Source organism: Arenibacter troitsensis (assembly GCF_900177645.1).
GTDB classification, from domain to species: domain Bacteria; phylum Bacteroidota; class Bacteroidia; order Flavobacteriales; family Flavobacteriaceae; genus Arenibacter; species Arenibacter troitsensis.
Genome location: NZ_FXAO01000010.1, coordinates 1 through 26,799 on the forward strand (window position 1 = coordinate 1; position 26,799 = coordinate 26,799).

The 26,799-nt window shown below is 39.1% G+C and carries 21 protein-coding genes and 1 tRNA gene; 10 read left to right on the plus strand and 12 right to left on the minus strand.

Features of this window, described 5'->3' with window-relative positions:
* The 4 genes from B9Y87_RS18680 to B9Y87_RS18695 all read left to right on the plus strand — a co-directional run.
* Positions 1–3,456: T9SS type B sorting domain-containing protein (locus tag B9Y87_RS18680; RefSeq protein ID WP_139827290.1), on the plus strand; the 3,456-nt coding region annotated here is incomplete at its 5' end.
* A gap of 20 nt (positions 3,457–3,476) precedes the next feature.
* On the plus strand, positions 3,477–4,427 hold the full coding sequence (locus tag B9Y87_RS18685; RefSeq protein ID WP_085500495.1) for a PorP/SprF family type IX secretion system membrane protein: 951 nt from the start codon (positions 3,477–3,479) through the stop codon (positions 4,425–4,427).
* 93 nt (positions 4,428–4,520) lie between these two features.
* Entirely contained in the window at positions 4,521–4,877 is a 357-nt protein-coding gene (folB, locus tag B9Y87_RS18690) for a dihydroneopterin aldolase (protein ID WP_085500591.1), read from the plus strand.
* Positions 4,878–4,928: 51 nt separating this feature from the next.
* A tRNA-Cys gene (locus B9Y87_RS18695) sits at positions 4,929–5,002 on the plus strand.
* A 57-nt stretch (positions 5,003–5,059) separates the two neighbouring features.
* On the opposite strand, the gene B9Y87_RS18700 is transcribed toward B9Y87_RS18695, so the two are convergent.
* The 3 genes from B9Y87_RS18700 to rnr form a co-directional block, all read right to left on the minus strand.
* Entirely contained in the window at positions 5,060–5,722 is a 663-nt protein-coding gene (locus tag B9Y87_RS18700) for a LysE family translocator (RefSeq protein WP_085500496.1), read from the minus strand.
* 13 nt (positions 5,723–5,735) lie between these two features.
* Positions 5,736–6,419: a head GIN domain-containing protein gene (locus B9Y87_RS18705; protein WP_085500497.1), complete on the minus strand. Its 684-nt coding sequence runs from the start codon at positions 6,417–6,419 to the stop codon at positions 5,736–5,738.
* A 155-nt stretch (positions 6,420–6,574) separates the two neighbouring features.
* Complete coding sequence (gene rnr, locus B9Y87_RS18710; RefSeq protein WP_085500498.1) at positions 6,575–8,764, minus strand: ribonuclease R; 2,190 nt, start codon at positions 8,762–8,764, stop codon at positions 6,575–6,577.
* A gap of 641 nt (positions 8,765–9,405) precedes the next feature.
* Between rnr and rpiB the strand changes: the two genes are divergently transcribed.
* Entirely contained in the window at positions 9,406–9,837 is a 432-nt protein-coding gene (gene rpiB / locus B9Y87_RS18715) for a ribose 5-phosphate isomerase B (protein WP_085500499.1), read from the plus strand.
* 128 nt (positions 9,838–9,965) lie between these two features.
* Complete coding sequence (locus B9Y87_RS18720) at positions 9,966–10,406, plus strand: GNAT family N-acetyltransferase (protein WP_085500500.1); 441 nt, start codon at positions 9,966–9,968, stop codon at positions 10,404–10,406.
* An 81-nt stretch (positions 10,407–10,487) separates the two neighbouring features.
* On the opposite strand, the gene B9Y87_RS18725 is transcribed toward B9Y87_RS18720, so the two are convergent.
* Positions 10,488–10,862, minus strand: a complete 375-nt coding sequence (locus tag B9Y87_RS18725) for a hypothetical protein (RefSeq protein ID WP_072860137.1) — start codon at positions 10,860–10,862, stop codon at positions 10,488–10,490.
* A 363-nt stretch (positions 10,863–11,225) separates the two neighbouring features.
* On the opposite strand from B9Y87_RS18725, the gene B9Y87_RS18730 reads away from it, so the two are divergent.
* Positions 11,226–12,428, plus strand: a complete 1,203-nt coding sequence (locus B9Y87_RS18730) for an SH3 domain-containing C40 family peptidase (RefSeq protein ID WP_085500501.1) — start codon at positions 11,226–11,228, stop codon at positions 12,426–12,428.
* A gap of 7 nt (positions 12,429–12,435) precedes the next feature.
* Here B9Y87_RS18730 and B9Y87_RS18735 read toward each other — a convergent pair whose 3' ends face one another.
* From B9Y87_RS18735 to B9Y87_RS18760, 6 genes are all read right to left on the minus strand, one after another.
* Positions 12,436–13,467: an SMP-30/gluconolactonase/LRE family protein gene (locus B9Y87_RS18735; protein ID WP_085500502.1), complete on the minus strand. Its 1,032-nt coding sequence runs from the start codon at positions 13,465–13,467 to the stop codon at positions 12,436–12,438.
* A gap of 1 nt (position 13,468) precedes the next feature.
* Positions 13,469–14,791 (minus strand): GntP family permease, encoded by a 1,323-nt coding sequence (locus B9Y87_RS18740; protein WP_085500503.1) that lies wholly within the window; start codon positions 14,789–14,791, stop codon positions 13,469–13,471.
* A gap of 40 nt (positions 14,792–14,831) precedes the next feature.
* Positions 14,832–15,992 carry a galactonate dehydratase gene (dgoD, locus tag B9Y87_RS18745; RefSeq protein WP_085500504.1) on the minus strand — a complete coding sequence of 387 codons (1,161 nt, stop codon included), beginning with the start codon at positions 15,990–15,992 and terminating at the stop codon, positions 14,832–14,834.
* Positions 15,993–16,175: 183 nt separating this feature from the next.
* Positions 16,176–17,237: a Gfo/Idh/MocA family protein gene (locus B9Y87_RS18750; protein ID WP_085500505.1), complete on the minus strand. Its 1,062-nt coding sequence runs from the start codon at positions 17,235–17,237 to the stop codon at positions 16,176–16,178.
* 30 nt (positions 17,238–17,267) lie between these two features.
* On the minus strand, positions 17,268–19,391 hold the full coding sequence (locus tag B9Y87_RS18755) for an outer membrane protein assembly factor BamB family protein (RefSeq protein WP_085500506.1): 2,124 nt from the start codon (positions 19,389–19,391) through the stop codon (positions 17,268–17,270).
* Positions 19,392–19,553: 162 nt separating this feature from the next.
* Positions 19,554–20,213: an SGNH/GDSL hydrolase family protein gene (locus B9Y87_RS18760; protein WP_085500507.1), complete on the minus strand. Its 660-nt coding sequence runs from the start codon at positions 20,211–20,213 to the stop codon at positions 19,554–19,556.
* 206 nt (positions 20,214–20,419) lie between these two features.
* On the opposite strand from B9Y87_RS18760, the gene B9Y87_RS18765 reads away from it, so the two are divergent.
* Positions 20,420–21,526, plus strand: a complete 1,107-nt coding sequence (locus B9Y87_RS18765; RefSeq protein ID WP_085500508.1) for an acyltransferase family protein — start codon at positions 20,420–20,422, stop codon at positions 21,524–21,526.
* A gap of 36 nt (positions 21,527–21,562) precedes the next feature.
* Here the strand turns inward: B9Y87_RS18765 and B9Y87_RS18770 are convergent, their stop codons facing one another.
* Entirely contained in the window at positions 21,563–23,191 is a 1,629-nt protein-coding gene (locus tag B9Y87_RS18770) for a S41 family peptidase (RefSeq protein WP_085500509.1), read from the minus strand.
* Positions 23,192–23,202: 11 nt separating this feature from the next.
* Positions 23,203–23,586 (minus strand): ribonuclease P protein component, encoded by a 384-nt coding sequence (gene rnpA, locus B9Y87_RS18775; RefSeq protein WP_085500510.1) that lies wholly within the window; start codon positions 23,584–23,586, stop codon positions 23,203–23,205.
* Between the two features lie 118 nt (positions 23,587–23,704).
* On the opposite strand from rnpA, the gene B9Y87_RS18780 reads away from it, so the two are divergent.
* Entirely contained in the window at positions 23,705–25,555 is a 1,851-nt protein-coding gene (locus B9Y87_RS18780) for a CBS domain-containing protein (protein ID WP_085500592.1), read from the plus strand.
* Complete coding sequence (locus tag B9Y87_RS18785) at positions 25,552–26,781, plus strand: succinylglutamate desuccinylase/aspartoacylase family protein (RefSeq protein ID WP_085500511.1); 1,230 nt, start codon at positions 25,552–25,554, stop codon at positions 26,779–26,781. The genes B9Y87_RS18780 and B9Y87_RS18785 overlap by 4 nt, the downstream gene beginning before the upstream one ends.
* The last annotated feature ends 18 nt before the right edge of the window (positions 26,782–26,799 follow it).

Below are 26,799 nucleotides of genomic sequence, written 5' to 3' on the forward strand. Positions count from 1 at the left end.
GAGTACGACCTATTGAATAGTAGCGGGATAAGCGTGGTTGGTACTCCACAGGCTTCCAACGTGTTCAGCGGACTGGCCCCTGGAAACTATACCGCCATGGTATACGATACCTCAGGGTCCAATTGTAACGCACAGGTGCCCGTTTCCCTGGAAGCCCCAACACCGGTCGTGTTTACATATACCAAAGAGGACGTATCCTGTAACGGGGGTGCCGACGGTTCCATTCAGCTCATCCTGGATGCTGCCAACGACAATCCGCCATATACCTTTACCATCAACGACGGCGTAAATCCGCCGACAACACAGAACGGCAGCCTGTTCACAGGCCTTGCTGCAGGTACGTACGACATTACGGTAACCTCCGATAGGGGTTGCTTTACCACGCAAACAGTAACCATTGCACAACCTAATCCAGTAGATGTAACCGCTACTGCTACCACGTTTGCCTGTAATGCCAATAACCAGGCTTCACAGGCTGTAATAACCGCAGTGGGTACAGGTGGAACGGCTCCTTATACCTACAGTATAAACGGTGTAAACTTCTTTACTTCAAATACCTTTAACATAACCGAAAATGGGTCAGATAGAGCTATAACGGTTACTATAAAAGATGACAACGGATGTACGGATGTCACCATTGTGAACATTCCTGCCCTGAACAAGTTTACTGCTACCTTGGCCCAGGATGCGGCCATATCCTGTGCAGGACCTGAGCAAGTAACGATAACGGTAAACGACAATGGCAATGCCGCCAATGTGTATACCTATCAATTGTTACCTGTTGGTAATATCAATGCAACCCAAACAGGAACTCCAACCTATAACAGTGCCACCTTTAATTTAACTGCTGTGGGAAGTTATACCTTTAGGGTTACCGATACCGCAACCGGATGTTATGTGGATACTGCCACATATACCATTGCTCCTTATGATTTGATCAAGGTAAGTGCTACCGCTATAACGCCTGTAACCTGTTTTGGCGACAATAACGGTGCATTGCAAATAAATGTAAGCGGTTATTCCGGTCCTTATAACTATACGGTATATACCAGTGCAGGTGTAGCCACAGCAATTACGGGATCGGCCAACACATCCACCAACCCATTGACCATTACGGGACTAACGGGAGGAAATTATTATGTAAGGGTTACCGAGGCCAATGCTCCATTATGTTCTGAGAATTCCAATACGGTAAAAATAATTTCTCCAGACAGAGCGCTTACCGCCATAGTGGATCCAATAGCCAACGTTACCTGTTCCAATGATCAAGGTGAAATAATTGTGGACCCAAGTGGAGGTTATGGTCCTTATGATATTGTACTTACCAATACCACAACTTCACAGGTGTATAATGCCACCGATGTTAATGTAATGGTATTCAACGGACTTTCAGCCGGGAATTACACCGTACAAATTACGGATGCCAATGGCTGTATCCTAAACGATACGGAAACCTTGGTACAACCTTCACCGATTACGGCAGACATCACCCCAATATCCACAACATTGGATTGCTACGGAGATAGTGATGGTGCATTGACTGCCATTAACATGGCTGGAGGTGAGGGTATATACCAATATCAATTGAATGTTTATGATTCCACAGGTAGCAACATTGTATATACCTCCGGCGGACAAGTTAGTCCCATATTCCACAACCTAAAATCCGGTATCTATACAATTACCGTTTCCGATGGTTGGGGATGCGATGTTGAAACCGTACAGGCCACTATAATAAATCCTACGGAAGTTTATGCCTCTTTAATAAGGACAAGTCCATTAACTTGCTTAAACGACGCAGAATTGCTGTTAACGGCCCACGGTGGAACAGGTCCTTATGAATATAGTGTGGACGATATTAATTATTTTCCAATGAGTGGTGGTAACACACATACTTTCACAGTGCCTGCAGGTACCTATAGATACTATGTTAGGGATTCATTTGGATGTAATTCCATTTTGTCCAATCAAATCAAGGAAGATGCCATTGAACCTTTAACGGTCACCATGGATACTTCTGCAGCAGTAATTAATTGTAATGGTGATAACACCGCTATGTTGATTGCCAAGGCAGATGGAGGATTGGGTAACTACCGTTATGAATTGTTCACAGATGCTGCATTGACGAATAGTATTGCCGGACCACAAACAAGCCGTCAGTTCAGTAACCTTACAGTTGGCAGTTACTGGGTTAGGGTAACAAGTGATGATTGCGTAGTAGTATCCACCGAAAACAGAATAACGGAACCAACTCCGTTGGTTGTTGACGATTCCTTTACGAACGTTAGCTGTAATGGCGCCAGTGATGGTAGTATAACCGTTTCCTTAAGTGGTGGTTCCGGTGGATATCAATATGCCATTTCACCCAATTTGGACAAATTTGATACGGTAAATACATTTACAAATCTAGCTCCTGGCAACTATACTGTAATTGCACAGGATATCAATGGCTGTTTTGAGCAATTGAGATATACCATAACAGAACCGGCCATTATAACGGCTGTACCGACTACCACACCGGAAATATGTATTGGTAGTGAGGATGGTACAATTTCCTTGAGCATTTCCGGAGGAACCGCACCATATAGTACTAGTATAAATTCTACTGCAGATAGCGATTTTGTCTTGGACAGAACCATATTTACCAATTTGGCTGCCGGAACTTATGCTGTATTTATAAAGGATGCACAAGGCTGTATGATCAATATGGCTGTAACCATTGATCCCGGTGTAAACTTGAATGCCACGGCTACCCCTATCTATGAATGTACGGGTAACATCCCCAACAATTCAATAGATCTGGTACTGGAAGATCCAACGGTTGCCCCAGATGTAATGTATGCGTTGGACTCTACAGATCCAAATGACATGGTCTTGGAACCCAATTTTGCCAATATTGCACCTGGAGCCCATTACATTACCATAGCCCATGCCAATGGTTGTGTATTGACCATAGATTTTGAAATAGAAAACTTTGAACCCTTGGTACTAACCTTGGCACCAGGGAATATCAACGAAATCTCGGCTGTCGCCACAGGAGGACAACAAGAGTATACCTTCTATTTTAACGATAAGGACAATGGCACGGATAATACCCATTATATAACAGAGACAAAAACCCACACCGTAAGGGTAGTAGACGAAAACGGATGTGAAGCCATTGCGGAAATCTTTATGGAGTTCATTGATATTGAAATCCCTAATTTCTTTACCCCTGACGGTGATGGACAAAACGATTTCTGGAAACCTAGAAATCAAGAAGGATTTCCAAAGATACTAACCATAATATTTGACCGTTATGGTAGGGAGGTTTACCGAATGGGTCTCAATGACCAAGGATGGGATGGAATGTATCACAATACGGAACTTCCAACCGGTGATTACTGGTATATTATAAAACTAAAAGGAGAGGAAGATGATAGGGAGTTTGTTGGACATTTTACATTATACAGATAAAAAACTTAACCATACATACAATGCGCAATAAACTATTAACTTTTGTGTTGCTTTTAAGTACCTTGATCACTAGTGCCCAGGAACTTAATTCACCCCAGCTTTCACAATACCTGGCCGACAACCCTTTTGTGCTTTCCCCAACATATGCCGGGATTGGCGACCATGTGAAAATTAGGTTGAACGGTCTTGCGCAATGGGTCGGAATTAAGGATGCTCCCAGGACCCAATCCTTGGCCGCCGATATGAGATTAGGGGAAAAATCAGGAATAGGATTATTTCTTTACAACGATTCAAACGGGTATACAAAACAACAGGGTGCACGTATATCCTTTGCCCACCATTTAACGTTGAACCGCTATGAGGACGAATTTTTATCCTTTGGAATCTCCTATAATTTTAACCAATTTAGATTGGACGTAGAAGAATTTATAGATGCCGGTTTTGATCCAGGGGTAACGGATGATAGATCCACATCCAACCATAACTTCGATGTAGGTCTTTTGTACAGAAAAAATTCCTTTTATTTCAGTGTAAATGCCTCCAACGTTATCAATAAGGACGTTTATATCTTCGATCCCATCTACGAACCCAACAAACTTAGAAACTTTTATGCCTATACTGGATACCGATATAAAAAATCCAGAAGCAGCAATATGGAAATAGAACCCTCACTTTTGTATAAAATATTTGAAAGTGATGGTAGGTCCGAAGCGGATTTAAACTTAAAATTTAGATGGTATGATTTTGAAGATTACTATTACGCAGGTGTTACCTACCGTTTTTTAAATGACCAGATAGGACGGCCCTTGTACATTGCTCCTTTGGCCGGACTCAAAAAAAGTAATTTCTATTTCGGATATTCATATCAGATCATACTTAATGAAATATTAGGCTATAGCACCGGTACCCACGTGGTAACCATTGGGGTGGACCTATTCCAGGGTATTAGTAATTGTAGATGTACCTATTAACACCATGCCTTGGGCAAATGGTACCCTAAAATATTTATAAAATCCCTTCTTTTAAGTTTGGATTGATTTAATTTTGTACAAATTATTAATGTGTTGGGGAAAGTAAGGGTAAGCAATATTAAAGTTTATGCCAATCACGGTTGTCTTAAGGAGGAGACAATTATTGGCAGCGATTATCAAGTAAATGTAGAAGTGGATGCCGATATAAAAAAAGCATCACAAACCGATGAACTTTCGGAAACGGTTGATTATGTACATATAAATTATATTGTAAAAGAAGAAATGTCCATTCCTTCCAAACTACTGGAACACGTGGCACAGCGCATTCTAAACAGAATATTTTCCGAAATACCCATAGCAAAAAAAGTGAAGGTTGCGGTCTCCAAAATCAACCCCCCAATTGGTGGGGATGTTCAAGAAGTGACCATAATACTTAAATCCAAAAGATAAAGCTTTTAATTTTTGAAACTTAAAAAAAGTATTACCTTTGCACTGCAAAAAGGCATTGTGGCCGAGTGGCTAGGCAGAGCTCTGCAAAAGCTTGTACAGCGGTTCGAATCCGCTCGATGCCTCCAAAACCTTCATCTTTACAGATGAAGGTTTTTTTTTCTTACTTTCTTTTACACCGTATTCTACTTTATAAGTTCTATTCCCTTTTCTATATTTAATTGATCTTTTGGGAGAAAGCCTTTAATAATCAGAACAATTCCACAAATAACCAGAACTATGCCAATCGCTTTTTTGACTAGAAGAATTCTTCTTTTGGTCAACTTTTTACGCAATTGTTTGGCCAATAATATTTTAAAGATATCTGTAATAAAATAGGCAAGAATCATAGCGGAGAAGAAAATTATGATTCTATTGGGATCATTATCCAGACTAGGTCCCACAACAATGATGATGCCCAACCAAAACACCAATACACCAATATTTATAAAATTCAGCAAGAATCCCTTGATACACAAGCTAAAATAATCCCCTTTGGTAATCCTTATTTTAGTTTCCTGTTTTACAGACTCCTTCTTAAATACATTGGTGAGTCCATAAACCAACAAAATAGTCCCTCCAAAGACATAAAGTCCAGGATGGCTACTGAGGTTTTCCAAAAGTTGGAAACTACTGAAATAGGCTAAGGAAATAAAAACGATATCGGCAACAATTACACCAACATCAAAACACAAGGCTGCCCTAAACCCTTTAATAGCACTGGTTTCGAGAAGTACAAAAAAAACAGGCCCTATCATAAAGCTCAATAATAAGCCCAATGGAATAGCTGCCTGAATATCCTCGATCATAAATTTTAATTACTTACATTCTGGTAATCTTCCCTCCGAAAACCGTTTTCTCTTCCATTTTGGCAGGATTTCCATATACCATAACCTCCCCGCCTGCCTTTACCGCCGCCTTTACATAATCACTTGCAAACACCTCTGCCCTAGAACCGGCATTTACATTGATAGTACTAAATTTGGTTTTGAAATCCTTACCCTTATATACCCCTCCAGTATTTATCTGTACATCTTGAATATTTGAAGAACCTGAAGCAGAAATAATACCTCCCGTAACACTTTTAATAAGCATTTGATCTACTTGGGCATTAATGATCAACTCTCCACCTTCCTGAGCCTTCAACTCCAAAATATCCTGTTTTATAGGATCTTTGGCCGAAATTCTTGCATCCTCATTAGTATCAATAACCACAAGTTTTTCCGTATAATGAAGATCTACAAAAGTTCTATAACCACTGAACAGTTTAGTAACTTCCATTCTTATCTTAAGAACACCATCATTGTTAACAATAGCCACATTACCGGTATTGGCACCAGTAATCACAGCCTTGTTTACATCGGATTTTATTAGGTTCACGGACAATCCATCAAAAGCCTTGACTTCTTTGAACGGTTGTAAATTCTGAGTTACCTTTTCATTTTGCGACCTTAATGGGTTGGTAGCAACCAGCAACAACAATATTACTATTAGTTTTTGATCCATTATTTTAGAGCTATAGTCTATTGGCCAATAATTATTGTCCAATAAACATATTTTCCGGAATACTTCCGTAACACATATTTATGTCATGGTAACTTTTTGTTTAATATTTGGAGTTACCTCGTTGTAATAAACAAATTCCGTTCCAAAACAAAAATTTAGGCGTTTTTTCCGATTAAAGAAAAATCCAAATGGCGCTTTATTAAATCTGTACTCTTCACCATAACCACAACTTCATCACCCAATTGATAGGTTTTCTTAGTTTTTTCACCAACTATAGCGTACTCCTTTTCATCAAAGGTATAATAATCATCCTTTATATCCCTAATTCTCACCATTCCTTCGCACTTATTCTCAATGATCTCTACATAAAGTCCCCATTCGGTAACCCCAGAAATTACACCCACAAACTCCTGATCCTGGTGATCTTCCATAAATTTTATCTGCATATATTTTATGGAATCGCGCTCAGCATTAGCCGCCAAACTTTCCATATCGGAAGAATGCTTACACTTTATTTCATATGGTTCTGCTTTTGGAGTCTCCCCACCATCCAAATAATGCTGTAACAACCGGTGTACCATTACATCCGGATACCTTCTAATAGGGGAGGTAAAATGAGTATAGTAATCAAAGGCCAGACCATAATGACCAATATTATCCACTGTGTAAATCGCTTTGCTCATACTTCGTATAGCCAACGTATCCACTAGGTTCTGTTCCTTCTTTCCTTTTACATCTTCCAAAAGTTGATTCAAGGAATTACTTATAGATTTCTTATCCTTAAAATCCAGTTTATGTCCAAAACGTGATATTATACCGTTAAGCGCCATTAATTTATCCTCGTCCGGTTCATCATGAACCCTGTAAACAAAGGTTTTAACCGGTTTTTGCTTTCCAATAAATTGCGCTACCCTCCTATTGGCCAATAGCATAAACTCTTCAATAAGCTTGTTGGCATCCTTGGACTCCTTAAAATAAACGCCTTCGGGCTCCATTTTTTCGTTGAGATTAAAACGTACCTCAATTTTATCGAAAGAAATAGCTCCCTGTTGCATACGTTTTTCCCTCATAATCTTGGCTAATCTATCCATAGTCAAGGTAGCATCAACAATCTCATCGCCAACGGTATAAGCCCCTTCCCTTATGGATATTTCCAAAGGAATTGATCCCTTGCCAGTCTCAATAATATACTGTGCCTCTTCATAGGCAAATCTTTGATCCGAATTAATTACCGTACGGCCAAACCATTCATTCTTTATGACGGCCTTTTCATCGATTTCAAATATGGCAGAAAATGTATATTTCTCTTCATTAGGACGAAGGGAACAGGCATTATTGGATAATACCTCCGGTAACATAGGCACGACCCGGTCCACCAAATAAACCGAAGTAGCCCTATCATAGGCTTCATCATCCAGAATAGTATCGGGCAATAGATAATGCGAAACATCTGCAATATGAATACCTATTTCATAATTGCCATTTTCCAATGTTTTAAAGGAAAGGGCATCGTCAAAATCCTTGGCATCCTTGGGATCAATCGTAAAAGTCAAAGTTTCCCTAAGATCCCTTCTTTTAGCTATTTCTTCCTCTTTTATACTGGTATCCAATGTATTGGCAAACATATCCACTTCCACAGGAAATTCATATGGCAAACCATATTGGGCCAATATGGAATGTATTTCAGTATTATGTTCCCCTGGTTTTCCCAATACTTGGGTAATGGTCCCAAAAGGGGAATCCGCATTATCCGGCCATTCATTAATTTCTACAATTACCTTATCGCCATCCGCTGCAGTCGAAAATTTGTTCTTTGGTACAAAGATATCCGTATACATTCTATAATCTGTGGGCCGTACAAACGCAAAATCTTTTTGCATATCTACAATACCTACAAATGATGTTTTATCCCTGGAAATGACTTTAGTAATCTCCCCTTCCAATTTTTTACCTTTTCTTCTGGGAAAGATATACACTTCCACTACATCTCTGTGAAAAGCCTTCTTTAATTTATTGAATGGAACAAAAACATCATCATCCAAACCTTCAACTACAATGTAGGCATTTCCCCTTCCCGTGATATCAACTGTTCCAGTATGGTAAGTCTTAGTGGAAGCTACAGCTTTATACGAACCTCTTCCTTCTTCCAATATTCGTTTCTTTTCCTTTAATTCTACCAATCTTTTGATTAGGGTATTCCTTTCGTTCGAATCTACAACTCCAATTTTAGCAGCAATTTGCTTATAATTAAAAGATTTTTCCGGCTCCTTTTCAAGAACCGTGAAAATACCTCTGGTTATTTCGTTTTTTCTTTGATTTTTGTTTCTCTTGTTATTCTTTGACATTAACACTTTTATTTTTGGAAAATTACGAATTATAATCCATTGTACTTGGATTCCAATTTTAAGTTTCCTTCTTCTTCAATAATTATTGTTATCAACATTTATATTATATATATGTTTTCTTTTTTCTAAAATTTAAAATAAAATGATGATTATGATGGCTTGTTTATAGTGGATATAAATATTTACCTTTAAACTTGCTTTAAACCATTAAATAAGTTTATTGACAATTTATACAGAGAGTAAAGATTATAAATCAAGCCTTTAAACGGGTTATTAATATTTGTTGACAACCTATATCAACATAAAATTATTGAAAAGTTAATGTTACGGGAGTGTTAATTACTCCTTTTAATTATTTGATATCTTTCTACAATAATCTAAGAAGTAAATTATTCTTTTACAATAACATTTTGTAAAGCAAAATTCAGGTGGATAATAAAAATTTAATCTTTACTTTTTATAAGTAGTTTATTAACAATGAACCATTATTAGTAAACGACTAAATAACAATGGTTTTTGTTTTTTTTAAAATTTTTGTTGTTAATAACCTAGTTTCTGTGGTGAAACCTTAGGTATTTGTACATTTGTGTGATTGCAACTACTAATTATTTGTTTTATTCATTAATAGGACTCCTAAAAGAATGAAAATAGCTATAGGTAATGACCATGCAGGTACAGAATATAAACTTGCCATTATTGGATTGTTGAAATCTATGGGTACAGAAGTAATAAATCACGGTACCGATGGTTCCGATAGTGTTGATTATGCCGATTTTGTACATCCTGTGGCAATAGATGTGGAGGAAGGAAATGCAGATTTGGGTATTATTATTTGCGGTAGTGGCAACGGGGTGTCAATGACGGCCAATAAACATCAAAAAATAAGGGCAGCTTTATGTTGGACATCTGAAATAGTTCAATTGGCCAAAGAACACAATGACGCCAACATTTTAAGTTTGCCAGCCAGATTTGTTTCTTTGCCACAGGCATTGGAAATGGTGAAAACTTTTTTAAATACTTCCTTTGAAGGTGGTCGTCACGAAAGACGAATAGAGAAAATTCCCTGTAAGTAAAATAAGTACTTCAAAACCAATAGATACAGGGAGTATTGTAAAACATATTCATTAGGGATCATTACTTTATTAAGTACATGTTGTAATCTTTAAAACGTTGGGTAGATAGTATTGTTGATATTTAAACTATGAGAATTGAAATAAAAAAATTCAATGAACTAGATATACAGGAGCTTTATGATGTTTTACAATTACGTAGTGAAGTATTTGTAGTGGAACAAGATTGCGTATACCAAGATATGGACGATAAAGATCAGATTGCCCTTCATATAATGGGAAATAAGAACAATAAAATAGTAGCTTATACCAGAGTATTTAAACCTGGGGATTATTTTAAGGAAGCAAGTATAGGGAGGGTAGTAGTACGTAGATCTGAGCGGAAATATGGATATGGATTGAAAATAATGCAGGCTTCCATTGAAATAATACATAAAAATTATGGAGTGGTTCCCATACATATTTCCGCCCAGAAATATTTGACGAAGTTTTATTCTTCCCTTGGTTTTGCAATAATTGGTGAGGAATATTTAGAGGATGGTATTCCGCATGTTGGTATGCTAAGGGAATGAGAATTGAAAATTCAATTTTTTAAATTCATTCAAAAAAAAGAGCTGTATAAACAGCTCCATATATTATTGGATATCTTTAAACTATATTTTGATAGGCGTTTTATCACTTAAATTGATATCCTCCAACATATTATCGGTAAACTTATAGTGCCCTTTAGTGGTAATTATTTTAAAACGGTTGGAATTCATTCTACTCAAGGTATCCAAAAACAACCATTTCGATTTCAATAACAATGGCCTATCCGATTTTAAACTAATCTCGAAATAATATTTTTTTCCATTTTTAATTGCCACAATATCTGGAGTAATTTTGGTGTCGCTACCTCTTTTTAAATAGGATTTTGGACAATCATAACCGTCAATATCCGCCTTGATTTTTTCAAAACCGTGCGCTTCCAAGTGGGAAATGGACTTCTTTATGAAATCTTCGTTTGCTGATTTTTCAATTTTTATCATAATCGTAATGTATAAAAAAAATCGATAAAAAGCAAATAAATACGTTGATTAACAGATATTTAAGTGGATTTTAACAATATACCGGTATAAAGAAAATTATTCCTTAAAGGATTACAACAGTTGAGGTTAACCATCGATGGTTTTATAAGAATGGGCAACATTTCCTTATGGAATTTGGTCTCGGAATAGTCATGGAATGGAAGCCCAACTACCCATTGGCCATCCTATTGGGTGATCTAAAAACTAGCAAAAAATAAGAGATAACATTAAATTAAGTAAGGGTGCTAACCTGGCATTCCTTAAATTTTTATAATTTTCCAAGTTCCAAACAGGATTTTATATTAACTGTTATAGATTTTTTTCATGAATTACAGCCAAAAAGGAATAATTTTTTTACTTATTACCGGAGTTTTTCTATCCTTTTCCTGTGAACAAAAGCTTGATAAGGATGAGCTTACTTTTACAAGATTGATGGAAGAGGTAAAACAAGAATTTGCACCGGACAAAAGGGTAGCCCTTTTTAATATAGAATATGTTAATAGAGGTAATGAAACCATCCTGAGGGGAGAGTCCAACCTACCTGAGGCCATTAACAGTTTTAAAGAAAAGCTGGCGCAGCATAAAATAAACTATATAGACAGTATTCAATTATTGCCATCATCCAATTTAAATGGATTTACCCAAGGTCTTATTACCATATCCGTGGCCAATTTGCGTGGTAAACCCGCCCATTCTTCAGAATTGGTGACCCAGGCCACTTTGGGTACCCCCGTCAAGATTTTTAAAGAAGAGGATGGTTGGTATCTGATCCAGACTCCGGATAAATATTTGTCCTGGGTAGATAGGGGAGGAATAATGCCGCTGTCAACTGAAAAATATACACAGTGGAAATCCACCCCAAAAGTTATTTACACCAATACTATAGGTCATTGTTATACCGAGCCTAACAAGAATTCCCAGGTCGTTTCCGATATGGTTTCCGGGGGTGTTTTGGAGCAGATAGGTGAAGAAAAGGACTATTATTTTGTGGTATTTCCAGATGGTAGAAAGACTTATATCCTTAAAACAGAAGCCATGGATTATGACACTTGGCTGGCAGCATTGGATCCTAGTCAGGAATCTTTGGTAAGTACTTCCAAAACCTTAATGGGAGTTCCTTATTTATGGGGGGGTACTTCTACCAAAGGAGTGGATTGCAGCGGATTTACCAAAACCATTTATTTTTTGAATGGTATTGTATTACCAAGGGACGCTTCCCAGCAAATTCATACGGGCAGGGAGATAGATGCCGTTAAGGATTTTGATAAGTTGCAACCTGGAGATTTATTGTTTTTTGGAAAACCGGCAACAGATACCACAAAGGAACGCGTAATCCATGTAGGGATGTGGATAGGTAACAATGAATTTATCCATTCTGCCGGAAGGGTACATATAAGTAGTGTGGACAAAGACGCTTCAAATTTTGACGAATACAACCTAAACAGATATTTACGTTCCAATCGTTATCTCAAGGAAACCAAGGACGGATTGATCGAGCTTTCCAAAACCCCTGTATTTAAGGACTGAGCTAGACTTATTTTAGGTCTACAGCCATTATAAAGTCGTCCGCAGTGATATAGAGCCTTTTTTCTTCGGTATCAAAAGCACAATTGGCCGTAGCTTGTCCGGTATGGATTCTTGCCAAGGCCTTTCCTTGGGAATTAAAGATCCAAACGCCACCGGGCCCAGTAGCAAATAGAATTCCGTTGTTGTTTACTTTTAGTCCATCAGGCAAGCCTTGTTGACCTTCTTTTCCAATAAGATGCGTTACCTCATAAAATAGTTTTTTATCAGTGACTTTTCCAGGTTCCGGAAGCTTATATTGGTACCACACGGCATGTTCCGGATCTGAATTTGCAACGTAAAGGACATTACCATCCGGAGATATTCCAATTCCGTTAGGACGGGAAATGGTGTCGAGCAGTATTAATTCCCCAGTGGTCATTAGGCAAAAAATTCCTTGAAAATCCAATTCTTTACCTTCATCATCCATTCTTTTTGGCAGGCCATAGGGTGGATCTGTAAAATAGAGGTTACCGTTTTTATCGAATATGGCGTCATTGGGGCTGTTCAATTTCTTGCCCATATAGGAATCCACCAAGGTAGAAAATTCAGATGAAGGGGAACTTAGGGGCGCATTCATTTTGGCTATTTGACGATTCCCGTGTTGCATGAGCACCAATTCTCCATCCTTATTAAGTAAAAGACCATTGGAACCCGGTTCTTCACCTGTAAATTTAGTTCCTGAAAAACCTGAAGGATGTAAGTAGGTGACCGTATCGTTGTTTTTTGGATCCAACTTATAAACCTTGTTATTTGGGATATCTGAAAATAATAAATAATTGCCTTCTTTTATCCAAAGGGGTCCCTCTGTCCAGGCAAAGCCACTGGCAAGGATTTCAATTTTAGATTTCTGATCTATGATCTGATGCGCTTCATCATCCAAAATTTCAATGGAAAATGGAGAAGCAATAGCTTCCGCCGTCATCGCTTTTTTACTGGATTCTTTACAGGAGGCCCCAAAGAGTAGAATGGAAGTAACTATTATACATGCTAATTTTTTCATTTTAGTGCATTATTTTAACGATTATAGTAATAATGGTCATAGCAGTACCTCCGAGAACGAATGTACCTGCCGATTGGACCTGATAACCTTGTTTTACGTTCATGCCGGTTAGTTGGGTAAGCACCCAAAAGAAACTGTCGTTTACGTGCGATACAACAGAAGCTCCAGCACCAATGGATAAAACCGTCATAGTGGCCATAAAGGGGTCGTTTAGACCCAAGGCGGGCATTAAAGGGGCTATTATGGAGGCTGTGGTTACCAAGGCCACTGTAGATGACCCCTGAGTGGTCTTAAGACAGGCTGCCAACAAAAAGGGCAGGAACAAGCCCAACTCCATTCCTGTAAATTCTGAAGTAATGGTATCTGCAATTCCTGAATTCTGCAACATCTTTCCAAAAATCCCTCCCGCCCCGGTTATAAAAATTATGGGGGCCGCTTCCCTTAAAGATTCTCCAAACCAACCTGTGGCGGAGAAAATCTTTTCGTCCAATTTTTTGGGCAGTACAAGGGACAATAATACGCCTACCAAAAGTGCAATTACAGGCGTGCCCAAAAATGATATGATTGTCTTGAATAGTGAAGGTTTAAAGGTAAATTCCGGATAATCCATGACCGACTTAAATATGATGAGTACAATAGGAATTACAATAGCCAATAAGGATTTCCAAAGGGCTGGTTGTTCTTGTTGGGTAGTCACTTCTTCGAGGATTATTGGAACATGAATTCGGGAGGCGAATTTGGTAGCAAAGAAATAACAGGCAATTAGTGAAATGCTACTGATGAGCAAGCCCCATATCATAACACTTCCCAAATCTGCTCCTAGGATACCGGCGGCGGCAATAGGTCCCGGGGTTGGTGGCACCATGGTATGCGAAGCCGTAAGTCCCAGTGCAAGTGCCGCAGTGGTACCTGCAAAGGATACACCCGCTTTGGAGGAGAGTACCTTGTTTAGAGGGTTCATTATTAAAAGTGCACTATCAGCAAATACAGGAATAGAAAGTATATAACCTGTAAGTAGCATGGCCAAGTGGATGGATTTTGCACCTATTAGTTGTAAAATTTTGGAGGCAATAACAAAAGCGCCACCAGATTTTTCCAGTACCTTGCCTATGGTAACCCCAAACAAGATTATAAGTCCTATTTTGCCCATAATATCCCCAAATCCATTATTTATGGAACTGATTATGGCTTCTATATCCATCCCGGTCAAAAAACCATAAACGATAGCCGAGAAAAGGAGCACAAAGAAGGGGTGCACTTTAAATTTGATAATACCTATAATTAATAAGGCAAGGGAAAGTACTAAGGCGATAAGGTAAGTCATGGTTTTTTTGGTTGGTTATTGGTATTATTCGGTTATTATTTTACCATTCGGTGAAGTTTCCATCGGGTCCGCGCCATATGGGGTTGGACCAGTTATGGCCAATTTTCTGGCCTTCCCTTAATTTTTCCTCATTCATTTCAACCCCTAAGCCTGGTTTCTGGAACAACTCTATATAACCATCCTTGATATCAAAAATTTCAGGATTAAGGACATAATCCAATAAATCAAAACCTTGATTATAGTGGATACCTATACTGTTTTCCTGAATAAAAGCATTGGTGGATACAAAGTCGACATGTAATGCCGAAGCCAGGGAAATGGGCCCAAGCGGACAGTGGGGGGCCAAAGCTACATCATAGGCTTCGGCCAAGGTAGCAATTCGCCTTACCTCGGAAATTCCTCCAGCGTGACTAAGATCTGGCTGAATAATATCTACAACCCCTTGTTCCAGTATTTTCTTAAAATCCCAACGGGAGAACATTCTTTCCCCGGTGGCGATGGGTATGCTTGTATAAGGGTAAATATGCTTTAAGGCATCATGGTTTTCGCTAAGTACCGGTTCTTCAATAAACATGGGTTCATAAGGCGCTAGCTCATCCAAAAGCCTTTTTACCATGCCCTTGTGTACACGCCCATGAAAATCCAGTCCTATGTCCAAATCGTTACCGAATTCCTCTCTTAATACTCTAATGTTGTTGGATACCTTTTTCACCTCCTTCAAGGATGAAATCCAGTCCATACCACCGGTAGCGTTCATTTTTACAGCTTGGAAACCGGCCTTGACTTTTTCGTGGGCCTGTTCCAAAATAACCTCTGGGTGATCTCCACCAATCCAGCAGTACATTTTCATTTTATGCCGCACAGCACCACCCAATAAATCGTAGACAGGAACACCAAGAAATTTTCCCTTTATATCCCAAAGTGCCTGATCAATACCGGATATGGCGCTCATGAGTATGGGACCACCTCTATAAAATCCTCCACGATAGAGTATTTGCCATATATCTTCAATATTTGCGGCCGACTTTCCAATGATATGTTGCTGTAGTTCCATGACACAGGCGGCCACCGTATCTGCTTTTCCTTCCACAACGGGTTCGCCCCAACCAATAATTCCCTCTTTGGTGGTAACCTTAACAAAAAGCCACCTTGGGGGGACTTTAAAAAGTTCAATTTTTTCAATAATAAGTTCTGCCTTCATAATGATTTTACAAATTCTTTAGCCCTTTTCAGGACATTTAGAAATCGTTTTTATTTTTCGCTAGCTGGTCTTTATATGGATACAAGCCATTCCTTAGGCCATTGGTTCTTTAAAAGATTTCGGAATTAAATATAACTATTTGTTACGTATATATGCAATATGGCATTTTTTTAACAGAATAAATTAAAGTATAACAGTTTTTCCAGTTCTTACCGATTCATCTGCGGCCAATACAATTTTTAGACTATTAATGGCATCGGTTAAATGCGATGACAGATCAACATTGTTCTTAATGGCGTTCAACAAATATTCCTGTTCCAATAGACAGAGCCCGTCATGATCCGGCTCATCTTCGGTTCCAATAAACTCATCTTTTTTAAGGAAATTCCCCTCTTTGGTCAATTCACTATAATGAAGTTGTAGACTGCCCGTTTTTGTATGTCCTTCTATATCTTGGGAACTATCTTTGGGTTTGTCCGAAATGGAAACCGCTCCCTTAGGACCAATAACATCCTTTATAAAGACGGCTGTTTCACTCATCATAGGTCCCCATCCGGCTTCGTACCAACCTACCGAACCGTCTTTAAAACGTACTTGTAATTGACCATAATTGTACATTTTATTATCAATTTCCTTGCTCAAATTGGCTCCAATGGCACTAACACTGATCGGAACGGATTGGGTCATTAAACACATAATATCCACATAATGAACACCACAATCCACTATAGGGGACATGGAATTCATTAATTGCTTATGGGTATACCATTTGTCCCCAGAGCTTTGTTGGTTTAAGTTCATACGCATTACCAAGGGTTTGCCAAGGGTACGGGCAACTTCTACGAACTTGGTCCATGACGGATGTACCCTTAGAATATAACCGACCACCATTTTTTTGTTTTTTTCCGTTGCCAACACCACTAGTTCCTCGGCCTCTTCTACCGTTAGGGCAAGCGGTTTTTCTACGAATACATGTGCTCCTGCGTTCAGACTTTTTCTAACATAGTCGGCATGGGTATCCGGATAGGTATTAATGGATACTACATCTGGTTTGGATTCCCTCAAGGCGGTATTAAAATCGGCATAGGTAGGCAATCCTCCCAATTCCCTGGATAACTTTTCCCTACTTTCAGGTTTTCGGCTTACCAGCCCTACAATTGCAAATTCACTGAGTTGATGATAGGCTCTGGCGTGGGAAATACCCATATTTCCACAACCTACAACAAGGGTTTTTAGTTTGTTCATATTCCTAAGGTATAATATTTCTTAATTTTTTTATTCAAGGGAAAATGCAAGGATCTTGTTTCCTTTTTCTGTTCCTAATTTTTCTCCGCCACAGGCAATGGCAATATACTGTTTGCCGTTAACTTCATACATGGCGGGTGTTGCAAATGCAGCAGCAGGGAGTTTGTATTCCCAGAGTAGCTTGCCATTGGTTTTATTAAAAGCTCTAAAATATCCGTCTTTTGTGGCCCCTATAAACAATAGTCCGTTTTCGGTAACTATAGCCCCGCCATAGTTTTCCGAGCCTGTCTGAGGATAACCCTGTTCTTTCAAGCTCAATGTTTCCCCGAAGGGAATGGACCATAGGTAATCCCCAGAATTGAGGCCTATTGCATGTAACGTACCCCATGGCGGGGAAATGGCCGGCAGCCCGTTACTGTCCAGAAATTTTTTATATCCGCGGTGTTTGTAGGTTGTTTTTACAGGTTTTGTATCGTTCTCGGTAACCATTGGTCCAACTTCTTCCTCAAATAAAAACTGTATTAAAGCTTCTATTTCCGTTTTTTCAATTTGAGGGAAACCTGTCATCATTCCTTTTCCCTTTTTTATGGTCTGGATTACGGTCTCTTTATTATAAGTCGATTTTAGGTTCAACAGGGATGGATATCCACTTGCCACATTACCCTTACGGTCTTGCTGATGGCATACAACACAATATTGGTTATAGGCATATTCCCCTGGAGCCATGCTTGTGTTTAGGGTATCCTTGTCCATTTGAAGGAACCACCCCATTTCATTGGAATTTACGTACAATATGCCATCTTCCGGATCGGCGGCGGCTCCTCCCCATTCCGCAGCGCCATCATACCCAGGAAGTAGAAGCACAGGATCTAGACTGGGCGGAGCATAGATTCTTTTGTCTGCTTCATTGAATTTGGCCAATAATTCCTCCTTATTTTGGGCATAGGGACTAAGGTCTTTTTCGGTCAATAGATTGGATTGTCTTGCAAAAGGCCTGGGCTTGGTGGGAAAAGGTTGGGTTGCCCATGTTTTTTCTCCCTCCAAGCTGGATGGAGGGACTGGTATTTCCTCAATATCAAACAATGGCTCTCCCGTGATTCTGTTAAAAAGAAAAACATACCCTTGTTTAGTTACTTGAGCCACGGCAGGTATTTTTTTCCCCGCTCTGGTAATAGTCAAAAGGTTGGGAGGCGCCGGCGGATCCCTATCCCATAAGTCGTGATGGGTAAATTGATAATGCCAAAGCAGTTTTCCTGTTTGTGCATCCAAAGCCAATAAGGTATTGGCATAAAGATTACTGCCCTTTCTGTCGCCACCATAAAAATCTGGGGCTGCTGAACCCGTTGGCACGTATAGGATTCCCGCTTTTTCGTCCAATGCCATACCCGCCCAATTGTTGGCAGCACCAACAATTTCACTTTTATAGCTATCAGGATTTTCCCAGGTTTCGTTTCCGGGCTCTCCTGGATAGGGAATGGTGTGGAAGGACCATTCCAATTGGCCAGTTATTACATTAAAAGCCATAATATCTCCTGGTGCGGCACCGCTATCTTCCGAGAGGCGAATGGGCATTACAATTAAATCCCGGTAAATGGTTCCTGGGGTGTTGGAGACTACAAATTTATTCTTTGCGCTTGTTGGTAATCCGGATCGGAGATCAATTTTTCCATTTTCCCCAAAGGAAGTAATTGGCATACCTGTTATGGCATTTAGGGCAAAAAGCTTGGGTCCTTGGGTGAACAGAATACGTTTATCATCGTTCTTTGCCCAAAATGCCACACCTCTACTAGTACTATTGGTAAGGTTCAGTGAATCCCCAAATCGCCATATTTCTTTCCCCGTTCCAGCGTACAATGCCACTGCCCTTAAGGCCGCCGTAACCCCGTACAGAATGGTGTCCGCTACTATTGGATTCATTTGCATTTGACCACTATCAGGAGCAGAGTAGGACCAAGCTACCTTAAGTTGCGTTACATTGTCCAAGGTAATTTGTGATAGGGTGGAATAATGGTTACGATCTGGCCCACCTAAATAGGAACTCCAAGTTTTGTATTTCTTGGGGTCGGTTTTGGTAGTACTATCAAGTTTACAACTTACTAGACAAATTGCCGCTATGCTTAGTATGGATAAAAGTTTTGTTGTTTTAAGCGACATTGGTGGTGGTTTTATCGCTTAAATTAATTAATTTTTAAGAACTAAGGGCCTGTAGTTTCATCTTAATATTTTTTGACCAGGAAACTACCATTGTTTCCCTAATTCATCTAACACTCCAGAAGCCCAATGGTTTGGGTTGAAGAAAAGGAATGGTTGTATACACTATAACTTTTTCAAGGTTTTGTTGAGCACAGGAACAATTAGTTCGCCAAGTTCTTTATATCCTTCCTTGTTATAATGAACGTCATTGTCTCCCACACCGTTTTTGTGGTGGATAGCAATGGATTTTTTGTAGATATCATTGATGATTACGCCATTCTTTTTCATTACGGCTTTTGCAATTGCATTGTATTTGGGTACATCCTCAGTAAATCTTCCGGCTTCATTAACAGGAACATAGGTGGTTGTTACAAATATTAATTTTGCCGAGGTACTGGCTTTAAGGATACTCACCAACTCTTCCAGATTTTGTCTATATGTTTGTGGGTCATAGGTTATGGTACCCTTAATTTTATCCCTATTTCCATAGGCATCGGCATCCGGATGACGGTAACAAAGATCCCATAGGCCCCAATTAAATTGAATAATATCCCAATCTTCCTTACCTATCCAATCCTTGATTTTCTCCAGTCCCGTTCCGGTATGCTGGGCATTTCCAGGATTGTGCATTACTATTGCCTTGTTGGCCATTTCTTCTTTTACCTTTGAAAAATAACCTATGGAAATAGAGTCGCCTATAATTAAGATTTTGGGCTCTTTGGGTTTGTACCCCAAGCAAAGAAAAATACATAAGGCTGTTATAAGGTAAAATTTATTATTCATGCTTTTAATTTTTTCAAGGGTGAAAAATAATTAAAAATTTTAGAAAGGGAATGCTGGGGCTACTATAAGGCCTGTATTTTTTGCTTAGTGAAGAACCAAGTCGGCCAAAAATCGGGATTGGATTATTATCCATTAAGCACAATATTTTATAAATGTCTAAAGAAAATCACTACATTGTTATTGCCAAATAACCAACCACATACAAAATGACAAACGAAACTACCAACCTATCCATTAGGTTGTTTTCCTTGGACGTATTTAGGGGATTGACCATGTTTTTACTTATTGCCGAAGCAGCCGGATTTCATGGTTGCTTCGGGGCCTTTACCGAAAACAACGCCGTTTTGCATCCATTGGCGGAACAGTTGCACCATCATCCCTGGAACGGTTTACGATTTTGGGACCTGATACAACCCTTCTTTATGTTTATAGTAGGGGTGGCCATGCCCTTTTCTTTGAGAAAGCGTTTGGCAAGCGGAACTCGTACGGCTGCCACCAAACATATTTTAAGAAGATGTTTTTTACTTTTTAGTTTTGGGGTATTGCTGCACTGTGTGTATAGCCATGCGTTGGTTTGGGAACTCTGGAACGTTCTGGTTCAATTGGCCTTCACCATTCTTATAGCTTACGCTATCATGAATCTTCCGCACCGTATACAGATACTTATTTGCCTGGGAATTTTGGTTCTTACCGAAATCCTATATAGGGCCTATAACCCACAGGATCCCTATAATCAGGGTCAAAGTTTTGGGTCTTGGGTAGATATGTTGGTAATGGGTAAAATTAACGGTGGGGGCTGGGTTTTTATCAATTTTCTGCCTACTGCGGTTCATACGGTTATGGGGGTAATTTGTGGTCAATTGTTGCTTTCCAACAAATCCGCCAAGGAGAAATTAAATCCTTTAATAATGTGGGGAGCGGCTTTACTTTTGTTGGGCTATGGGATGGATTTATTAGGAATAACCCCAATCATTAAAAGAATAGCAACCACATCGTTTACTCTGGCTTCAGGAGGATGGGCCTTGTTGGCATTGGCATTATTTTATTGGTGGATAGATATTAAGGATCATAAGAGTAATTGGTTGAAGATCTTTTCTGTGGTGGGGACCAATTCCATTTTTATTTATTTGTTTGCAGAAACTGTAGGGTCTCAATGGTTCAGGGGTTTTGGCCTAATCTTTACCGAAGGATTATTGGCTCCCATTGGCTTGGAAGAAGGACTAATATCGGTTATAAATTCCTTGTTTGTACTCTTTATGTTCTGGTATATCACCTACTTTTTGGATCAGAAGAAGGTTTATTTTAAGGTATAGTAATTCTTGCCTGGGTATTATTTTACGATTATACCTTTATTTTAAAATGGTTTCATATTTGCTTTTATCATTTAGCAGAGCGGTAGCGGTCATAATGGCTTCGTCATTTTGTAAATGGTAATCATAAAGACCTTCCCTGTAGAAAAAGCGCTTAAGAATTTCATCCTCCAAATTCTTTTGGATTTCCACCTTGTACTTATCCAATGCCTTTAGTTTGTTTTTATCCATCTCCGATAAGAGAGCTTTATACTGTTCCGTGACCTCAATACCGAATATAGTGCTGTCCTCACCGGACATGGCCTCTTTTAAGGCCTTTTCTGCCTTAGTCTCAAAGTTAAAGTTACTTTTGGAAACATAGTTTTTAAAAGATGCAAAATCACTATCCTTATAATTGAAGTCCAATACATTCTCTATGGTGTTATTATAATAGAAATCGGTTGCGTAGTCGAAAATCACATTATCCGATAATAGGGCCTGTGTAAGAGGATTTGTTTTGGCAGCGGCAATTTCTATATCTGGCAAAACACCTCCACCATCTTGTACTTTTCGTCCATTTTTGGTCTTAAAATCCCTAAACTGGGTATTTTTAACTGCATTTCCGTTCTCATCCCTATTCCAATAATCCAAGGATTGTATACACCTGCCCGATGCTGTATAGTATCTGGAGATCGTTACCTTTAATTGCGTACCGTAGGTAAGTTTTAAAGGGCGTTGTACCAACCCCTTGCCAAAACTTCTTGCGCCCACTATAACCGCCCGGTCCAAATCCTGGAGGCTTCCAGAGACAATTTCACTGGCCGATGCACTTCTTCCATTGACCAATACCACCAAAGGTATTTCAGTGTCCACGGGTTGGTTGGTAGTTTTATATTCCCTGTTGAATTTCTTTACCTTGGATTTGGTGGTTACTACCAGTTCTCCTTTTGGAATAAAGAGATTGGTTACATTAATGGCTTCGGTTAACAGTCCACCTGGATTATCCCTTAGGTCCAAAATAATTTTTTTGGCACCCTCGTTTTTTAAGTTGAGAAGAGCTTCCTTGGTTTGTTCCGTGGCTTTTTTATTAAATTTTGATAAAACAATATAACCGGTGTTTTCTTGGATCATCTTGTAATAGGGAACGGCATCTACTTCAATAGATTCCCTGTTCACTGTGGTAGACTTGGTTTCGCCCTGCCTTACGTAGCTAATTTTTACACTGGTGTTATTAGCTCCTTTTAAAAGTTCGTCGGCGTCTTCTTTAATATCCGCTATGGCAATATCACCGATCTTTATAATTTCATCCCCGGCTTTAAGGCCCGCCTTATCTGCTGGATAACCTTTGTAAGGTTCAACAATAACTACTTTATCCTTGTAAGTCCTTACCACGGCCCCAATACCCGAATATTCGCCTGCATTATTTATTTTAAAGGATTCAACGTCTTGCTCATTCAGGAATTTGGTATAGGGATCCAAGTCTTCCAACATATTCTTAATGGCCGTATCCATTAATTCAGCAGGATTGGTTTCATCCACATAGTTCATGTTTAATTCTTTGAACAAGGTGGTAAAAATTTCGATCTGTTTGGCAATCTCAAAAAAATCGCCCTTAAAACTACTACCTGCAATGAGTAGGGCAATGGCGATAATGGGAATTAGTATTCGCTTTTTTACTATCACTTTCATCTGTTCATATATTATTTGCTGGCCTTAGCAATTTCATCGATAAATTTTCGCATCAAAGGAATCATGGCATCTGTTATTTTGGTTTGCGAGGGCATCTCCTTACCAAGATATAAAAACATAAACGCAAAGTTACCCTCTATGTTGTTAAAAATTAGGTGTTTGTTCAGCCTATAGCTTTCCCGCATCAATCTTTTGATTCGATTTCTTTTTACGGCACTTTTAAAGTTTCTTTTGGACGCGGTTACTCCGACCTTGCATTTGGAATCATCTTCATAACTCGTTTTGAGATAAACAAGTTTTATAGGATAATTGGTAACACCAATCCCTTCCGCAAACAACTGTTCTATTAGTTTTTTGCTCTTGAGTTTTTCTTTTTTTGGGAAGCTAAATGACATTTTGCCGTAAATGTAAAATAAAAACCACAGTTATGGGATATGACAATCATCATTGTTCAAAATCCCATTGGCCATTATCTTGAATTATATTTTTTATAAAATTATAAATAAGGGACCTATGGGAGAATTGCAAGTTCAAAAATTGAAAAACAATCCACTTAAAGCTTTGTATATAAAACAATTGTTGGTAGATATTGCGGCCTTGGAACAAATACTGGATAAAAAGATGTTCGAACTAAGTCCGATTAGGATTGGTGCCGAACAGGAATTTTGTTTGGTGGACGAATTTTGGCAGCCATCCAATAAGGCTTTGGAAGTGCTTGAAAATATAGATGACCCCCATTTTACCACCGAATTGGCACTTTATAACCTGGAAATTAATTTGGATCCCCTTCCATTATCGGGGAATTGCTTTTCTGAAATGCATTTACAGTTAGATCATTTATTGGCCATGGCCAATAAGGTTGCCGAGAAATCTGCTACTAAAATTATTTTATGTGGAATTTTGCCGACCATTGCTAAAAGGCATCTTGATTTTGAATATTTGACCCCTATTCCCCGTTATAATATTTTGAACGAGGTAATAAAGGAAATAAGAAATAATGATATAGAAATTCATATTAAAGGGGTAGATGAGTTGAATATTCGGCATGATTCCGTGCTGTTCGAAGGATGCAATACCAGCTTTCAAGCCCATCTGCAGATAGACCCATATGATTTTAAGGATACCTACAATTGGTCCCAGGCCATTGCAGGTCCCATCCTGTCTATTTGTACCAATTCCCCCATGCTCTTCGGAAGGGAATTGTGGGAGGAAACTAGAATTGCACTATTTACGCAGAGTGTGGATACTAGGGCCAGTAATTTTCTATTGAACGAAAGTGAACCCCGTGTGAACTTCGGCAATAGTTGGGCAAAAGGATCGGTTGTGGATTATTTTAAAGATTCCATTACAGGATTTAGGAGCTTACTTACTTCCGATTCCAATGTGGATAGTTTAAGCGAACTGGAACAGGGAAAAACGCCAAAATTAAAAACTTTGTCACTCCATAACGGAACAGTCTATACCTGGAACCGTGTCTGCTATGGTAGTACCAATGGTAGGCCACATATTAGGATTGAGAACAGATATATCCCATCCGGACCCACTACCGAGGACGAAATAGCCAATATGATGTTTTGGGTGGGAATAATGATGGGAAGGCCTAAAAAGTTTAATACCATTCATACCAAGATGGATTTTAAGGATGCAAAAAGCAATTTTTTTAATGCCGCCAGATACGGTATGGCAGCCCAATTTTATTGGGATGGACAACTAATCTCTAGTCAACAGTTATTGTTGGATCACTTTCTGCCAATGGCCTTTAAGGGATTGTACCGTATGGGGGTATTACCAAAAGATGCAGAGCACTACTTAAAAATTATAGAAAGGAGGATTGCCACTTACAACGGTTCACGATGGACGATTCAAAGTTATAGAAAACTTAGAAAGGAGATTAAACTTCCAGATGCCCTAACCATATTAACGGCAAAAATGTACCAAGGTCAGCAAAAGGGTTACTCCGTTGATGCTTGGGAATTGCCAAGAGGTGATGAATTTGTAATTGACGAAAATGAGAGAAAGGTGTACCAGATAATGAACGTACATACCGTAACTGCCCAAGATAGTGACAGTTCGGAATTGGTGTTAAAAATGATGCAGTGGAAAAACATTCACCATGTACCCATTTTAAATGAGGATTTGGATTTGGTAGGATTGTTGACTTGGACAGACCTAAAAGCGTATTTAAAGAATCCGGACAAATTTGAAGGGCCTATTAAAGATATTATGAAAAAGGAATTGATTACGATAACAGAGGAGGAAAGCACTAAGCGGGCAAAGGTCCTAATGGAATCCAAAGGAATAAATTGTCTACCGGTTGTACAAGGAAAGAAATTGATAGGTATTATCACGACCAAGGATCTATGATCACGATAGGGAAGCCAGTTGGCAGGAGCCGGACCATTGGTCATTTAAAAGGAGACAAAGGTGGACCTACCATGATATTCTTCGGGGGCATTCACGGTAATGAGCCTTCTGGTGAGCAGGCAATACAAGAAGTTTTTAATGGGATAGTCAAAAATGGTATTTCAGCAAATGGTAACTTCTATGGGATTCGGGGCAACGTTGCGGCACTATTGGCGGGGAAAAGATTTTTGGATCGGGATTTGAACCGTTTATGGACCGATGAAAAAATTGAAAAAATTAAAGGCAAATCAAAATATGAACTGCTTAGCGAGGACAAGGAGTTGTTATCCATTCACCAAATCTTGTCGGATATACTGAAAACAGAATCCGGGCCTTTCTATTTTATAGATTTTCATACTACTTCCAGCAAGACCCTGCCTTTTATTACCATCAATGATGCCTTGATCAATAGGAAATTTTCAAAACTTTTTCCTGTGCCAATAATTTTGGGGATAGAAGAGTATTTAGAGGGACCCCTACTTAGTTATATCAACGAACGGGGATACCTTTCCGTTGGTTTTGAATCTGGCCAGCATACGGAGAGGGAAGCGGTAGACAATAGTATAGCTTTTATGTGGTTGGCCCTGGTGTATGCAGGTGCCCTTAAAAGTGTAGATATTGTTGGGTTTGAGGCATATTACCGCCAGCTTAAAAATTCGGCCAAGGAGAACGCCAGCTTTTTTGAGATAATTTACAGGCATCCTATAGAATCCGGGGAGAAATTTCAAATGCAGCCCGGATTCCAGAGTTTTGATATTGTAAACAAAGGAAAAGTACTGGCCGAACACAACGATAAAGTGGTATTGGCGAAGCAAAAATCGAGTATTTTTATGCCTCTATACCAAAGTCAAGGTGAGGATGGTTTTTTTCTGATTCGTAAGACGCCTAAGTTCGCCTTGTGGTTATCCGTTCTATTGAGAAAAATAAGAATGCCCGCTTTGTTGCCCATTTTGCCCGGGGTTTCGTGGGCAGATAAGAAAAACGGTACTTTATTGGTAAATGAAAGAACTGCCAGATTTATGGCAAAACCTCTTTTCCACCTATTGGGCTATAGAAATAGGGTAATCAATAAAAGTGAAATCTTAATGACCAGTAGGGAAGCTACCGCCAAGAATAGTATGTACAAGGAAACCTGGTGGTATCGAAATAAAAAATCCGTTCAAAATAGCTATGGTATGCCATCTTAAACGGATTTAAACATTTAA